At 34.7% G+C, this 16663-nt stretch carries 17 protein-coding genes; 14 read left to right on the top strand and 3 right to left on the bottom strand.

The genetic code is table 11. The annotated features are described in order from the left end of the window. Nucleotides 1–10: 10 nt before the first annotated feature. The 13 genes from ACU68W_RS02430 to ACU68W_RS02370 all read left to right on the top strand — a co-directional run bounded on the left by ACU68W_RS02430 (nucleotide 11) and on the right by ACU68W_RS02370 (nucleotide 13393). Entirely contained in the window at nucleotides 11–1369 is a 1359-nt protein-coding gene (locus tag ACU68W_RS02430) for a PTS ascorbate transporter subunit IIC (RefSeq protein WP_094206392.1), read from the top strand. Nucleotides 1370–1396: 27 nt separating this feature from the next. Continuing rightward, on the top strand, nucleotides 1397–2107 hold the full coding sequence (locus ACU68W_RS02425; RefSeq protein ID WP_446756051.1) for a transaldolase: 711 nt from the start codon (nucleotides 1397–1399) through the stop codon (nucleotides 2105–2107). A gap of 554 nt (nucleotides 2108–2661) precedes the next feature. Further along, nucleotides 2662–5391, top strand: a complete 2730-nt coding sequence (secA, locus tag ACU68W_RS02420; RefSeq protein ID WP_002840721.1) for a preprotein translocase subunit SecA — start codon at nucleotides 2662–2664, stop codon at nucleotides 5389–5391. 80 nt (nucleotides 5392–5471) lie between these two features. Further along, a protein-coding gene (prfB, locus tag ACU68W_RS02415) for a peptide chain release factor 2 (RefSeq protein ID WP_374047978.1) occupies nucleotides 5472–6567 on the top strand; the annotation gives its coding sequence in 2 pieces (ribosomal slippage) (nucleotides 5472–5543 and nucleotides 5545–6567; 1095 coding nt in all). Nucleotides 6568–6628: 61 nt separating this feature from the next. Then, a complete protein-coding gene (gene pepD, locus ACU68W_RS02410) occupies nucleotides 6629–8020 on the top strand; it encodes a beta-Ala-His dipeptidase (protein ID WP_446756050.1) in 1392 nt (463 codons plus the stop codon). Between the two features lie 14 nt (nucleotides 8021–8034). Next, on the top strand, nucleotides 8035–8358 hold the full coding sequence (locus ACU68W_RS02405; RefSeq protein ID WP_002836077.1) for a DUF1292 domain-containing protein: 324 nt from the start codon (nucleotides 8035–8037) through the stop codon (nucleotides 8356–8358). Next, the gene (locus tag ACU68W_RS02400) at nucleotides 8348–9184 is read left to right on the top strand and encodes a Cof-type HAD-IIB family hydrolase (RefSeq protein ID WP_446756049.1); all 837 of its coding nucleotides are present in this window, start codon (nucleotides 8348–8350) and stop codon (nucleotides 9182–9184) included. Before ACU68W_RS02405 ends, ACU68W_RS02400 begins: the two co-directional genes overlap by 11 nt. After that, nucleotides 9177–9617, top strand: a complete 441-nt coding sequence (locus ACU68W_RS02395) for a peroxiredoxin (RefSeq protein WP_094207729.1) — start codon at nucleotides 9177–9179, stop codon at nucleotides 9615–9617. The genes ACU68W_RS02400 and ACU68W_RS02395 overlap by 8 nt, the downstream gene beginning before the upstream one ends. Next, nucleotides 9610–10545, top strand: coding sequence for a TIGR01212 family radical SAM protein (locus ACU68W_RS02390; protein ID WP_446756048.1), 936 nt, complete (start codon nucleotides 9610–9612; stop codon nucleotides 10543–10545). Before ACU68W_RS02395 ends, ACU68W_RS02390 begins: the two co-directional genes overlap by 8 nt. 44 nt (nucleotides 10546–10589) lie before the next feature. Further along, nucleotides 10590–11012, top strand: a complete 423-nt coding sequence (locus tag ACU68W_RS02385; RefSeq protein WP_035109434.1) for an ATP-binding protein — start codon at nucleotides 10590–10592, stop codon at nucleotides 11010–11012. A 72-nt stretch (nucleotides 11013–11084) separates the two neighbouring features. Beyond that, nucleotides 11085–11567, top strand: a complete 483-nt coding sequence (locus ACU68W_RS02380; RefSeq protein WP_094223936.1) for a site-2 protease family protein — start codon at nucleotides 11085–11087, stop codon at nucleotides 11565–11567. An 822-nt stretch (nucleotides 11568–12389) separates the two neighbouring features. Further along, nucleotides 12390–12863: a site-2 protease family protein gene (locus ACU68W_RS02375; protein WP_278731750.1), complete on the top strand. Its 474-nt coding sequence runs from the start codon at nucleotides 12390–12392 to the stop codon at nucleotides 12861–12863. A 32-nt stretch (nucleotides 12864–12895) separates the two neighbouring features. After that, nucleotides 12896–13393: a M50 family metallopeptidase gene (locus tag ACU68W_RS02370; RefSeq protein WP_311437626.1), complete on the top strand. Its 498-nt coding sequence runs from the start codon at nucleotides 12896–12898 to the stop codon at nucleotides 13391–13393. Nucleotides 13394–13473: 80 nt separating this feature from the next. On the opposite strand, the gene ACU68W_RS02365 is transcribed toward ACU68W_RS02370, so the two are convergent. The 3 genes from ACU68W_RS02365 to ACU68W_RS02355 form a co-directional block, all read right to left on the bottom strand. Continuing rightward, nucleotides 13474–14622 carry an MFS transporter gene (locus ACU68W_RS02365; RefSeq protein WP_311437625.1) on the bottom strand — a complete coding sequence of 383 codons (1149 nt, stop codon included), beginning with the start codon at nucleotides 14620–14622 and terminating at the stop codon, nucleotides 13474–13476. An 80-nt stretch (nucleotides 14623–14702) separates the two neighbouring features. Then, nucleotides 14703–14915, bottom strand: a complete 213-nt coding sequence (locus ACU68W_RS02360; RefSeq protein ID WP_094204433.1) for a hypothetical protein — start codon at nucleotides 14913–14915, stop codon at nucleotides 14703–14705. Nucleotides 14916–14975: 60 nt separating this feature from the next. After that, complete coding sequence (locus tag ACU68W_RS02355; RefSeq protein ID WP_311437624.1) at nucleotides 14976–15524, bottom strand: hypothetical protein; 549 nt, start codon at nucleotides 15522–15524, stop codon at nucleotides 14976–14978. A gap of 793 nt (nucleotides 15525–16317) precedes the next feature. Between ACU68W_RS02355 and ACU68W_RS02350 the strand changes: the two genes are divergently transcribed. After that, the coding region (locus ACU68W_RS02350) for a hypothetical protein (protein ID WP_446756047.1) at nucleotides 16318–16663 on the top strand (346 nt) is incomplete at its 3' end.

Genomic DNA, 16663 nt, shown 5'->3' with positions numbered 1-16663 from the left:
GGAGGAATTTATGGGATTTCTAAATGTTTTAAAAGACATTCTATCTGAACCTGCGTTTTTGATGGGGCTTATCGCAATGGTAGGACTTATCGCACTTAAAAAACCAGCTCACAAGGTTATGACTGGTACATTAGGTCCTATTTTGGGATATTTAATGTTGGCTGCAGGTGCGAATGTTATTACAACTAACTTGGATCCATTAAGTCAAATGATTCAACACGGATTCAACATAACAGGTGTTGTTCCTAATAATGAAGCTATCACATCTGTTGCTCAAAAAGTTTTGGGCGTTGAAACAATGTCAATTTTGTTAGTAGGACTTATTTTTAACTTATTAATAGCAAGATTTACAAGATACAAATACATTTTCTTGACTGGTCACCACAGCTTTTTCATGGCATGTCTATTGTCAGCAACATTAGGAGCGATCGGATTTAAAGGCGTGGCTTTGGTGTTGGCTGGTGGATTTATATTGGGAGCATGGAGTTCTATCTCTCCAGCAATCGGACAAAAATACACTTTGAAAGCTACTGACGGAGACGAAATCGCACTTGGTCACTTCGGATCATTGGGATATTATTTGTCAGCTTTTATCGGTTCATTAGTTGGAAAAGATTCCAAATCAACTGAAGATATCGAAATTCCAGAAAAATGGGGTTTCTTGAGAAACACTACAATTTCAACAGCGTTGACAATGATTGTGTTCTATTTAATCGCAAGTATCAAAGCTGGTCCAGATTTCGTTGGCAAAATGTCTAACGGACAAAACCCATATTTGTTTGCAATCATCTCTGCATTAAACTTCGCAGTTGGTGTAGCAATCGTATATGCCGGTGTTAGAATGATTTTGGCAGATTTAATTCCTGCATTCGAAGGAATTGCTACAAAACTTATTCCTAACTCTGTTCCTGCAGTTGACTGTGCAGTATTCTTCCCATACGCACCAACAGCAGTTATTTTGGGATTTGCATGTAGTTTTGTAGGCGGATTGATCGGTATGTTTATTTTGGGAGCTATCGGTGGAGTATTAATTATTCCAGGACTTGTTCCTCACTTCTTCTGCGGTGCAACTGCTGGTATTTACGGTAATGCAACTGGTGGTAGAAGAGGAGCTATGATAGGTTCATTCATCAACGGATTATTTTTGGCATTCCTTCCAGCATTCTTACTTCCAGTTTTAGGACAATTAGGATTCAATAATACAACATTCGGAGATTTTGACTTCGGAGTTTTGGGAATATTATTAGGAAAGATCGGTAACGCTATGGGTAATGTCGGAGTTTATATTATTATCGCTGTTTTGGCAGTAGTTTTAATAGCTCCTTCAATTATCACTAAGAAAGACACAGCAATTAACAACGAACAATAATTTGAACTACACAAGAAAGAGGTTGAAATGGATAAAATTAACACAAAAATTTACTCAGACGGTGCAGTATTAGAAGACATGTTAGAATCATTGGCATCAAAAAAAGTAACGGGATTCACAACTAACCCATCATTGATGAAAAAAGCTGGAATCACTGATTACGTTGAATTTGCCAAGAAAGTTCTAGCTGAGATTACAGAATATCCAGTATCATTTGAAGTATTCGCAGATGATTTGGAAACTATGGAAAAAGAAGCAGAAAAAATCGCATCACTAGGCGACAATGTTTACGTCAAAATTCCAGTAACTACAAGCGATGGAACATCAACTGCTCCATTATTGAAAAAACTTAGTTCAAAAGGAATCAAACTCAACGTTACAGCAATCTTCACAGTGGATCAAGTAAGAGAAGTTGTAGACAACTTGACTGAAAATGTTCCAAGCATTGTTTCAGTATTTGCTGGAAGAATTGCAGACACAGGGGTTGATCCAATGCCAATCATGAAAGAAGCTTTGGAAATTTGCAAAACTAAAAAAGGTTGCGAATTGTTGTGGGCATCTCCAAGAGAAGTGTTCAACATTTACCAAGCAAATGAATTGGGAGTAGACATCATCACATGTACTCCTGCAATCATCAAGAAACTTTCATTGATGGGAAAAGATTTGAACGAATACTCACTAGATACAGTGAAAACATTCTGCAAAGACTCAAAAGAATTAGGATTTTCAATACTTTAATAAACACAAGAGCTCACAAATGTGGGCTCTTTTTTTAGTCCTGTGATTGAAAAATCATCATGCACGAATATCTAGGCTACGGCAACAATCGCGCACGAATATCTTGGTGAAAATTTAATAATCTTATTCAGACACAACACAGATCAAGCATTTTGCACGAATATCTAGACTACAAAAATAAATAAATTCTAAGCTTGTGAACCTAAAATTGTGAACTCGTGCTACGCACTCAGACAGCACAATTTTTTAACGGTTCACTTCACTTGAATTTATACATATTTTTTCCGTATGATATTCTTAGCAAAAAGGCTTGACTGTTTACATAAATTGAGGATATTCAACTCAATTGCTTGAAGGTTTTCGAAGAATTACAGAGTGTAATTTAACTTAAACGAGGAGAGAGGAATGAATTACACCTAAAATTATATGCTCTGTAATTTATTGAAAATTTTATAAGTGATTTCCTTTAAATGTTGATGTTTTTGTTGTAAATGATGTGTTTACATGTTAAAATAAAAGGTAGTATTTATAGATATTAAAGTAAGGAGATTTATATGGGAGTATTTGAATCTATTTTTGGCTCAGCTAATAAAAAAGAGCTAAAGAAAATAGAACCAATTATTAAAAAAATTGAATCATATGATAAGTCTATGCAACAATTATCAGATGATGAATTAAAGCATAAAACTGTTGAATTCAAGGAAAGATTAAAAAACGGAGAAACTTTGGACGATATTTTGCCAGAAGCTTTTGCTGTAGTTAGAGAAGCCAGCTACAGAGTTTTGGGTATGAAACAATATCGTGTGCAATTAATCGGTGGTGTTGTATTACACCAAGGTAGAATTGCAGAAATGAAAACTGGTGAAGGTAAGACTTTGGTTGCAACTTTACCTGCATATTTGAATGCGCTTAGTGGTAAGGGCGTTCACGTGGTTACTGTCAATGATTATCTTGCAAAGAGAGATAAGGAATGGATGGGAAAAGTTCACGAATTTTTGGGATTAACTGTAGGCGTTATCGTTTATGGTTTGGACAATGATGAAAGACGTGAAAACTACGCTTGTGATATTACTTACGGTACTAATAACCAATACGGTTTCGATTATTTGCGTGACAACATGGTTATTTACAAAAAAGACAAGGTTCAAAGAGGCCTTAACTTTGCAATCGTGGACGAAGTAGACTCTATCTTAATAGATGAAGCTAGAACTCCACTTATTATTTCTGGTCAAGGCGACGAATCTACAGATATGTACATGAGAGCAAATATGTTTGCTAATGGTTTGACTGGACGTATTATGGATCCAGAAGAAGACAAGCCAGATATTTTCGATCGTGAATTCAAGGATGAAACTGTTGATTTCTTGGTTGACGAAAAGAGAAAAACTGCCAGTCTTACAGAAGTTGGTACTAGAAAAGCTGAAGAATATTTCGGCGTAGAAAATTTGTCTGACCCTAATAACATGGAATTAGCTCACCACATCAATCAAGCTTTGAAGGCTAACAATACGATGAAACGTGATATTGATTACGTAGTAAAAGACGATGAAATTCTTATCGTTGATGAATTTACTGGTCGTATCATGGAAGGTAGAAGATATTCTGACGGCCTTCACCAAGCTATCGAAGCAAAAGAAGGCGTAGAAGTTAAGAGCGAATCCAAAACTTTGGCAACAGTTACATTCCAAAATTACTTCAGAATGTACAACAAATTAAGTGGTATGACTGGTACTGCCAAGACTGAAGAAGCAGAATTCAATGAAATCTACAAGATGGACGTTGTTGAAATTCCTACTAACAAACCAGTAGCCAGAGTTGACGAACAAGACAGAGTTTACATCAACGAAAATGCAAAATTCAACGCAATCGTTGAAGAAATAAAAGAAATTCACAAGACTGGTCAACCAATTCTAGTTGGTACAATTTCAATTGAAGTTTCAGAAAGATTGTCCAACTTGTTGAAGAAAAATGGAATCAAACACGACGTATTGAACGCTAAGCAACACGAACGTGAAGCAGAAATCGTAGCACAAGCAGGTATGTTTGACAAAGTTACTATCGCAACAAACATGGCAGGCCGTGGTACCGACATTCTTTTAGGCGGTAACCCAGATTTCATGGCAAAACACGACATGAAAAAACAAGGTTACGGAGATTATGTAATCGAAAGTTTGGATTCATTCTTACCAAGCACAGATGAAGAATTAGTTGCAGCAAGAAATGTTTACAACGAATTGCACAAAAAATACAAGAAAATGACTGACGAAAACAAGAAGAAAGTTCTTGAAGTCGGTGGATTATATATTATCGGTACGGAACGTCACGAATCACGTCGTATCGACAACCAATTGCGTGGTCGTTCTGGCCGTCAAGGTGACCCTGGTAGATCAAGATTTTTCGTATCATTGGGTGACAACTTAATGAGATTGTTCGGTGGAGAAACTATCCAAAAATACGCTGAATCTGGCAAGTTCCCAGAAGACGAACCAATGGAATTCAGAACAATTACTAAAGCAATCGAAAGAGCGCAAACAAAAGTTGAATCTAATAACTTTGGTATCAGAAAGAACGTATTGAAATACGACGACGTTATGAATGCACAACGTAAAGTAATTTATACTGAAAGAGATAAAGTGCTTGATGGTGAAGACATGCACGAATCTATCGTTGCTATGATCAAGGACATCATTTCAAATGCTATCGACACATATTGCCAAGATCCTAAATCAGAAAATTGGGAAATGGAAGCATTGATGACTTACCTTAACACATTCATTCCAGAAGGAACTTTGGATCTTACAAGACTCAACAGCTACAACAAGAAAACTTTCACAGATTATGTAATTCAAAAAGCGTTGGAAGTTTACAATGCAAAAGAAGAAGCCATCGGCAAAGAAAAATTCAGAGAAATCGAACGTGTAATTCTTCTTATGGTTGTAGATAGAAAATGGATGGATCACATTGATGCGATGGATCAATTGCGTCAAGGTATCGGTCTAAGAGCATTTGGTCAACAAGACCCAGTAAGAGCTTACAACAACGAAGGTTTCGAAATGTTTGAAGATATGAACCACTCTATCAAAGAAGACACAGTTAGAGGAATGTTCAACGTTCAACCAGTTGAAGAAATCGAAAGAAAACAAGTAGCTCACGAAACATCAGCAACAGGTGGAGAAGAAGAAATTAACAAACCAGTAGTTAAAGGTAAGAAAATCGGTAGAAACGATCCATGTCCATGCGGAAGTGGTAAGAAATACAAAAACTGCTGTGGTAAAAACAGATAATAAATAAAAACAAATACAAACACAAAGGAGGAGAAATCCTCCTTTTTTGTTCAAAAAATATATGCAATTGGAGGATAAAAATGGACGTATTTTTAATTAACGAAAAAATAGAAAATTTATCTCAAAATCTAAAAGAAATAAAGGAGTCTCTTTGACTTAGAAAATTTAAGAAAAAAATTAGATGAATTGCAACAAGAAACATTGAAACCGGGATTTTGGGATGACAGCGACAAGGCACAAGAAATATTTGACGAATTAAATTCTGTAAAAGACGATGTCGAAAACTACGATGACATCGAAGAAAAAATCGAAGAAGTCAAGATGATGCTTGAAATCAGCAAGGAAGACAACACCGAAGAATACGAGAAAGAAATCTCCAAGACGCTCAAAAATTTGGAAAAAAATGTCGACGAATTCAAAATCAAAACTCTCTTGGTGGGAGAATACGACAGAAATAATGCGATAATGTCAATTCACGCAGGTGCAGGTGGGACTGAAGCACAAGATTGGGCGGAAATGTTACTGAGAATGTACACGAGGTGGATTGCAGACAAGAAATATTCCTACAAAATCACCGACTACAACCAAGACACAGAAGGCGGCATCAAATCCGTATCACTAATCGTGCAAGGAATTAACGCGTATGGATTTTTGAAAAGCGAAAAAGGAGTCCACAGACTTGTCAGGATTTCTCCGTTTGACCAACAAAAACGCCGCCACACATCATTTGCATCGGTGGACGTATTCCCAGAAATAAAGGACAATCACGACATTCAAATCGACGACAAAGATTTGAAAATCGACACATACAGAGCATCGGGAGCCGGTGGACAACACGTAAACATGACAGACTCCGCAGTTAGAATCACGCACATTCCAACTGGAGTTACAGTCCAATGTCAAACAGAAAGATCGCAAATCGCGAACAGAAAATACGCAATGGATATGCTTATCGCCAAGCTTATAATGATAAAAGAAGAAGAAAAGCGTGAAAAAATCGAAGACATCCAAGGAAAATACAACCAAATAGCGTGGGGATCACAAATCAGATCCTACGTCTTTCAACCATACACATTGGTAAAAGATCACCGAACAAACTGCGAAAGTTCACAAGTGCAAGATGTGTTGGATGGCGATTTGGATAAATTTATAAATGCGTATTTGAGCCACAATTAAAATCAAAATTTTTGTGAGTTTTATTAATTTATTGGGTATATAAGTCTTGAGGTGTAATTAAATGAAAAATATAGTATTAGAAAATTTTAGAGAATTGTCGAATGTTCCTCGTTGTTCATTTGACCAAAAAAGAATTAACGAATACTTAGTAAATAAAGCAAAAGAATTGGGGCTTGACTACGATGTTGACGATGAATTAAACATCGTAATCAGAAAGCCTGCAACAGAAGACAAAAAGGATCATCCAGGAGTTATTTTGCAAGGTCATATGGACATGGTTTGCGAAAAAGAAGATGACAGCAATCACGATTTTACAAAAGATCCGATAGAATTTATCGAAAAAGATGGCAAATTAACTGCCAACAAGACAACACTTGGAGCTGACAATGGAATAGCAATCGCAATGGGAATTGCTATTTTGCAAGATGAAAACTTGTCACATCCTGATTTGGAATTGATGATTACGACAAACGAAGAAGTTGGACTTATCGGTGCGAATGCCGTAAGTGAAGATTTCTTAAAGGGCAAATACCTTATCAACGTTGACAGCGAAGAAGAAGGAATCATGACTTGTGGTTGTGCTGGTGGCAATACTTTGAATTCTGAATTTGCAATCAAACGCGAAGATTTCGGCAAATATTTCTACAGGATAGCAATCAATGGTTTCAGAGGTGGTCACAGTGGTCAAGATATCAACAAAAATCACCTTAACGCCATAGAATCCACAGTTAAAATCCTTAAAGAATTATCGACACGTCACAATTTGAGAATTGTATCATTAAATGGTGGTACAAAACACAACGCAATCCCAAGAAATTGTGAACTTATAATTGCAAGTGAAGATGAAATCAAAGACGACGAAATAAACGTTGATGGTTTTAAACAAGTCGAAGAAAAGATGGAATTTAAGTTTGAACAAGTAGATGAAAAAACTCCAATGGACGAACAATCTACTGAACATATCTTGAATTTCCTAACAACAATTCCAAACGGAGTTGTGGACATGGTAAAAGGAAACGCCGATTTGGTGGAAACTTCTCTTAACCAATCAATCGCAAAAACAGAAGATGACAAATTCGTGTTTATGGTATCAATCAGATCCTCAGTTTTGGATAAGATAAAAGAAATTGAAGATTTGATTACAAATACAACAAAATCAAACAATGGAATAGTTAAATCTGAAGGATTCTACGAACCTTGGGAATACCGTGAAGATAGCGAACTAAGAGACAAATGTTTGAAAGTTTATAAGGAAGTCACAGGAAAAGACATGCAAGTGAATGTTATTCACGCAGGTCTTGAGTGTGCAGTATTTTCAAAGAAATATCCGGACATGGACATGATTTCCATCGGCCCAGATATGACGGGGGTTCACACACCAAAAGAAACTTTGGATTTGGAATCTACAGCTAGGGTGTACGAATTCTTGAAGAAATTAGTAGAATCATTATAAAATGGAGGATAAAAATGAGTGACGAAAGAAATTTAGAAAACGAAGAATTAAACGAAGAAATGTATGATGAAGAAGAGTTAGATACAATCGTACTAACATTAGAAGATGGCGGCGAAATCGAATGTGGAATACTTGGAGTATTCGAAGTTGAAGGCTACGACAGTGATTACATCGCACTTGTATCTGAAGATGACAACGAAATTATGATTTACAAATACGAAGAAATCAACGAAGAAGAAGCTAACTTAGATGTTATCGAAGACGATGCTGAATACGAAAAAGCAAAAGAAACATTTGAATCTCTTTTCGTGGATTTTGAAGGAGAAGATGAAGAATAATTTTAAGGCTGTTATGATTGATCTGGACGGAACTCTTCTGACAGATGATAAAAAAATTACTGATTTCAGTAATCAAATTTTACAAAAACTTTATGACAATGGCATAAAGATTATTATTGCGACAGGAAGAGGTCTATCCAGAGCTAAGCAATTAACCGAAAAATTAGATTTTGACAAAATAATCCTTGCAAATAATGGAGCTATTATTCACAGTAGCTCCAATATTGCAACGGATGAGGATTTGAAGTTGGAATCCAATGTGGTGGATGAGCTTAGCACTCTATCAGAGGAGTATGGGATAAGACCATATTTTTTTGTGGAAAACAAATGCGCACTTCTTATCCAAGATGAAGAAGATAAGAAGAATTTTGAGGATAGCGTGGGAGATATTGGTGAGATAATGGCAGTGTCTGAGAGGAATTTGCCGATAGATGATTGTGTTAGCATGATTATGATAGCAAGAAAAGACCGTATTTACGATATTGTTGATCATATCAAGGCTAATTCTAACGTGACATATCACATTCACACGAAGTATTTTTCCAAAAACATCAGAATGCTTGAAGTGCAAAACGTTAACACGGACAAATACAAAAGGGCAATTCATGTGCTTGAACATTTTGGAATAAAAAGTGACGAAGTGATTGCTATTGGCGATGCGCACAACGATTTGGAAATGGTTGTGAACAGTGGGCTTGGAGTTGCGATGAAAAACTCCGACGATATTTTGAAACAAAACGCAGACATCATAACACAATACACAAACGAAGAAGACGGACTGGCGAAATTTTTAGAAGAACTATTTGAGTTGAGGGATTATGAATAATTTAAAAGAATTTTTGAATGAAGAATATTATGACAAATACAAGGGCAAAAACTTGGTAGTATACATCTATCCAAAAGATAACACAAGTGGATGTACAATAGAAGCAGACGGATTTTCTGAAATTTACGACGAATTTCAAAAGCTTAACACAGAAGTTGTGGGAATTAGCAAGGATACAGAAAAGACACACGAAAATTTCAGAAAAAAACAAGGGCTAAAACAAGAATTGATATCCGACCCAGAAAGAATATTCTTGAACAATTTTGGTTGCGTTTACAAGGGCAAAATGTTCGGCAAAGAAGTTACCAAAACAGAAAGAAGCACGTTTGTATTTGACAAGGATATGAACTTGGTCAAAGAATTCAGAAAAGTAAAACCAGACGAAAATCCACAAGAAGTGTTGGATTTCGTACGAGACAACCTAAATGACTGATAGATATAACATTTACAGCAAATATCTAAAAGAACATTACGGAGAAAAAGTCTACAAACTACCCATAAAACTGGATTTGACTTGTCCCAACAGAGATGGAAGGTTGGGGCATGGTGGTTGCATTTATTGTCACGAAGAAGGTGGAAGCTTCGAAAATAAAGAAAAACACCTTTCAATTACAGAACAATTGGAAAAAGACAAACAAACCATCGAAAACAAATACAACGCCCACAAATTCATATCGTATTTTCAAAATTACTCCAACACATATATGCCGCTTGAATTGTTCAGACAATACGTCAACGAAGCAGTTGTAGAAAATGTCGTTGCAGTCAGCGTATCCACAAGACCGGATTGTATAGCACGTGAGCATTTGGAAATATTGAAACAACTTCAAGACGAAAAAAACGTCGACATCATCATAGAGCTTGGACTTCAAACATCCAACAACAAAACTTTGAAGATAATCAACAGACAACACACAGTCGCGGATTTCATTCGTGCTTGTTTGATGATAAAAGAATACGGATTTAGAATTTGCACACACGTAATACTCGCACTTCCATGGGATGACATGGACGATGTCAAGGAAACTGCGAAGCTTTTGTCGGTATTAAAAGTTGACGAATGCAAAATCCATTCACTGTACATTCCCAAACACACAATACTTGCGAAGTGGTACGAAGAAGGAAAAGTGAAACTCAAATCACTGGAGATTTATGTGAATGAAGTTTGTGAATTTTTGAAATATTTGGATAAGGATATCCTCATTCAACGCCTAGTCGGCAGAATGCCCGAAGAGACTTCCGTGTTTTGCAACTGGAATACAAGTCATTGGAAAATACAAGATATGATAATTGAAAAAATGGAACGAGAAAATATTTTCCAAGGTGATAATTTTAGTAAAAGAATGGGTATAATAATATAAAGTAAATTAAACTTTTTAAAATGGTTTAAGAAAGGATGATAATAATGGTTAAATTTGTAGTAGGTCCTAAAGGTAGCGGAAAAACAAAATGGTTGATCGATAAGGCCAACGACGAAAAACAAAACAAAAACGGTAACATAATATTTATAGACTCTGATGACAAGCATATATTCTCACTTGATCACTCAGTAAGACTTATAGATGCATCGACATTCCACATCTCAAGTCCAGAAAGTTTGTATGGATTTTTGGCAGGAATAATGTCACAAGATTTCGACATCGAAACAATTTACGTAGACGGAATTTACTCAATCGTTGAAATGACAGAACAACAATTAGAAGAATTCCTAGAAAACTTGGAAGTTCTATCAAAAGAAGCTAACGTTAACTTCTTCATAGGAATGAACAAAGAAAAAACAAGCTTACCAGCAAAATACCACGAAGAAACAGTGGAATTGCACGCATAATTTAAAAAGTTTAGAATAGATCTCTATATTCTGTAGAGGTCTATTTTTGTAAAATATTCAATGGAGTGTAAAATGATATTGGAATTAATCATTAAATATTTAATAATTATTTTGCTTATTTTTTGTCATGAAATGGGACATATTCTTATGTGTGTTATTTTCTTTAATTGCAAAGAGTGGAAAGTAGAGCTGGGATTTGGAAAAGTTTTATTTGAAACGAGGAGATTTATTGTTAAACCTCTCATTATTTGTGGTAAAATATTGCCAAACATAGATCCAGAATACTATATGAATAAAAGTAAATTAGAGAAAACAATGATTCCTCTAGGTGGACCGTTATTTAATATTCTAGTGTTGCTATTAGCTTTGCCGATAGCTTTAAATAATGGAGCTGCTATTGAGGGATATTCTGAACTTTTTATAAATTGTTTCAAATTTTTCTATAAGTGTAATGCTGGGATGCTTTTTTGGACATTGTTGCCGATATACTACAAAAAAGGGGAACCTAGTGACGGTAGAAGAATTCTAAATATAATTAGAAATCAATATAATTAAAGTAATCCTTGTCTGAGTAAGGCAAGGATTTTTATATAAGTTGTGATGACAGAACAACAATTAGAAGAATTCTTAGAAAACTGATTTGCACGAACACTGAGACAAGGAAATTTATCGCAACACAAAAAATACGGAATAAAAGTCGTAACACGCAAAATCTCACTTACGAAAATTGGTGCAATAGAGCAGACTGTTTAGGTTTATGGGAAATCAGAAAACTGATTTGCACGAATATCTGCTTACGAAAATAAAAAAATCCTCACGCTTGTGCCCCTAAAATCTCAAGTGCGTCTGCGACTGGCACGAGTGAGATTTTTGACGGGTCACTTCGCTTGGATTTTTGGTTATTTTCTCCAGACGATATTCTTAGCAAATGCAGTAATCTGATTGTTTCACTGATATGCAAAAAAGTTTGTCGCTTCACAAAGATACGTAATAAAAGTCGTAACGCGCATCGTCTGGCTTACGCAAATTGAATGCCGAAATTGTTTCAGACCTAGATAAATCAGGAAACTGATTTGCACGAATATCTGGCTTACGAAAATAAAAAAATCCTCACGCTCATGCCCCTAAAATCTCAAGTGCGTCTGCGACTGGCACGAGTGAGATTTTTGACGGGTCACTTCGCTTGGATTTTTAGTTATTTTCTCCAGACGATATTCTTAGCAAATGCAGTAATCTGATTTGTGTACCTGACAAAAAGATGTATTGCATACCACTTATAGACACTCCCTGAATGCATATTTTTTCACAAAATGCTTGACAAAAAATAGTGTGGGGAGGTAGAATGAAATCGTAATCATAAATACTCAGGAGGAGACGATGATGATTGAGTTAATCATTAAATACTTGATAATAATTGTACTTGTTTTTTGTCATGAAATGGGACATATTTTAATGTGTATTATTTTCTTTAAATGTGAAGATTGGAAAATAGATATGGGACTTGGTAAGGTTTTATTTGAAACTAAAAGACTTATTATAAGACCTATAATTGTTGTTGGTAAAATACTCCCACAGTTAGATGGAGAATATTATAATAGCAAGAGCAAATTACAAAAAATAATGATTCCATTAGGTGGACCATTATTTAATTTAATAGTACTGATTGTTACAATTCCATTATTAATAAGTGAAGGGAAAATGATAGCTGGATATTCACATCTTTTTCAAGAATCAATAAGGTTTTTGTTGCAATTTAATATGGCAACACTTTTCTGGACTTTGTTGCCAATTAATTATAAAAGAGATGTTCCTAGCGACGGAAGAAGAATAATTGAAATAATTAAAGACTGATTTGTTTTTTATTTTACATAATCGAGGTTAAAATGCTTAATACACTAATGATAGTCGTAATATCTTATTTTGTTTATCAAATTTCTCAAATCTTACATGAGATGGGACATGCTGTTGCTTATAGAGTAGTATACAAATCAAAAAAATGGAGAATTGAAATCGGAAGGGGCAAACAAATATTGAAAACCAAAAGGTTTAAAATACATTTAATTCCCGCCGATGGAGCATGCTACTTAGATGATGATTATGAAGATTGGTATTACAAGAGAAATTTTATTGTCTTTTTAGCGGGGCCACTTGTTAACATTATTTTATTTGTAAGTATGATTCCATTTATCTATGATATCAATCATTCAACTGATGTGAGTAGTTTTTACCGTAACATCGTATTTATCACATTTTATGTTAATCTGTGGAAGGCTTTTTTTAGCTTATTACCAAAAGAATACGAAGGTGCTAGAGCGAAACAATCTGACGGACTTCAATGCCTAAACGCAATAAAAGGAATGAAAAAAACAACGAAAATCTAATACTATTAAACACACCAAAAATCCCTTGCCATCTGACAAGGGATTTTTATAATTTATATCATACTTACCAAACTCACAAATCACGATACAGACTTTACGGTATTATCATTTCTAAGCATAATTGCACTCAACAATAGTGATGCGGCTATAAACACGAAGATATATTTGTAATTGAACGATGAAATATACGAGTTTGCCAACAAGAATACTACTTCGAAGACATCAGCGAAGAAGCTAAATGCTGATAACATGGTTGCTCTGTGATTTTTGAAGCCTATTGTGTCTATATAATTGTTTTGGATTTTTTCAATAAATATCCCCAAGACAGACAAGATTGTTGGAAGTATAATCATTAACAACACTACAGGCTTTCCAGATATCACACATAATCCAGCAAAGAACAATGATGCAATAACTGAAAATAATCGAACTTTGTTCCATGCTTTTTGTTCTCCTAGATATTTTATGATAAATGTTTGTGAGAGTTGAAGTCCTGAGTAAGCTAGGATCAATGGCGACACTATGTTTTCCGAATATCCGTTGTCAATTATGACTTTTACATAGAAGAAGTTGATCAACAAAAATGACAAATTAAACAACGACACGATTAACACGATTACTCTAAAAGTTTTATCGTGTACCAATAGCTTCAATGTTTTTGACAAATTAAATTGTTCCTCATTTTCTATTGAGTTGTCGGTATCTGGAATAAAAATAGAAATCATAGTTGCGATTGCGTTTGCAATTATGGTTACCCAAATCAAAGCGTTAATGTTCCATCTTGAATTAATAAAAGGAAACATTACGGTTGATAAGATAAAAGCTATTGTTCCCCAATTATAGAACTTCGAAATATTATTACTGTAATTATCGTCGCCGAAAAGCTTGTATATGTAGGCGCTTATTGTTCCGGAATTCAATGCAAAAGCAATTCCTTCAAGCAAGGATTCCACCGCAAAAAGCATAAAATTATTGGATACCAGTAAAATTATCCTTGCAGTTAGCATAGTAAACTGTGCGAGAACTATTGACTTTTTCAGTCCGATTTTATCAGTCAACATACCCAAAGGAAATTCACAAATCATGCAAGTAACAGATAGTATCGCTTGTAACACAAAAAACTGAGACAAGCTAATTCCTCTATTCGTCCTAACCAACAACGCAACAGGCGCATAAAATATTAAATTGGAAAATAAATTCATTGCGTATATTTTTCTTGAAGTTTTCATACATACATTATAACTCTTTTTCAATAAAATATACTTTATCACACACAAAAATCCCTTGCCACATGACAAGGGATTGATTATTATAATTTACTTCTATCGTTATCTGAGTTCATCAACAATTGATAAACTTGGATTTCTCCGATTAACTTCAATTCTTCAAAGCCACGACGGCGAAGTTCGTCACGATCGTGTTCGTTTTCGTAATTTGCATCTGTTTTGAAATAATTTTCCAAAATCTCTGAAACTTTTTCCTTATTATTTGCGTTTTTAAGTACTTCTTCTCTAATATACATAACATACCTCCTACAATTGTTGTTATCTTACATATAATTATACCCCAAAAACGCACAAATCTACCTTATAATATTTACTCCGTCTTCCACGACGTATTTTAGATCACAATTATTCAACAAACCATTCATCCACGCACGACGAAACTCATCGTAAACTTCAGAAGATTCTCCGTAGATGTAATATTGTTCGTGCACATCAATTCTCTTAAGCCAACGGAACTCTCCTTCATTTGATTCCACTGGCAAATTCGCCATATCACATGGCATACCATCCAAGAATTTCTCGGACATTAATTGAAATGCACAGGTAGCATCACCCGAGAAATTTTCCTTAGCGCCAAAATTATACGCGATTTCAAGAGCATCTTCGAGTCTATCTTCTTTTTTAAGCTCGCTCAAAACCCTCGCCAAATTATCCTCCACAATTGCTACTCTCACTTGTAACCATCCGTGAATATTGTCCGTGTCGATCAAATCCTCCAAGGCTCCACGTTCAATATTTTTTAAATCAATATCATCCAACAACTCACTCATCTTGCGTGTAATCTCGTCAACGTAATTTATCTTATCGAACATTATATAATGAATTTTTCCTAAAAATCTTGACATACTATTCCTCCATTTTTTGATTATATTATACTAATAACAGTTACAATAATCCGTAACCATTGTTACGGGGTATAATTAAATTGAAAAGAAAAATTCGTAGAATTAGCTCATAAACCAAAGAAAAACTGGTAGTTCACACTCGGAAATTCAAATTCAAAACATCATAAAATAATAAAAAAATAAATAATTGTAATAATATTTAAGCACAACACAATAAGTGATTAGGAATAAAGCAAATACACTACATGTTGGTTTTGGAATAAAAAATACTGAATAACAAATTGCATAACTATTCTGCAAAATATATACACAAAAAGATTTTTGTAAACTTATTGTATTATTTGAACTTATGTAGTATAATGAGCTTAAACTAATATAGTAGTGTGATAAAGGAAACTCTATCAAAATTAAATGTTTGGATATTTATTAACAAATATTCTGATGATTTTTTTGGAAGTCTGAATAATGTTTTCCATAATTACACACTAAAATATGATAATAACTACTAGAAATAGTAGCTAAAATAAAAGGTAGGCGTTGAATTCACCGAACCTAACGCTTGTGGACATTGCACTTGGGAAATTTTTGGACAGTGGACGAAGCAAGAACACCGATTTAATAAATTGGAGAAATTCGATTGTTGAAATACCTTTTTGGGTAAACAATAACTAAGGAATGGCAATATAATTGCTTGGAAACGAATTTGATTTAAATAGCATTGAATGCAAAAAAATTTAAAAGGAGGAGACAAATTCCACCCTTATACAAGGGAAGTTTCCATTGTCATGATATTATGAAAATTAATAAGAAATTATTAATGGCTGCACTTGCAGGAGCAATTGTAGTAACAGGTGGAGTAGGATCTTACGCAGATGATGGAATTCCAAAAGGAGTAGATAACTCAGGAAATCCAATGTTCACAGATCATGATTTAAAACCATCTGAAAAAGAAGAAGAAACAGAAACAGAAACTGAAGAAACAAATGACGGAATTCCAAAAAAAGTAGACGATTCAGGAAATCCAATGTTCACAGATCATGATTTAAAACCATCTGAAAAAGAAGAAGAAACAGAAACAGAAACTGAAGAAACAAATGACGGAATTCCAAAAAAAGTAGACGATTCAGGAAATCCAATGT

Source organism: Finegoldia sp. P2-F-LR, assembly GCF_052932265.1.
This window is presented reverse-complemented; position numbering and strand designations above follow the sequence as displayed.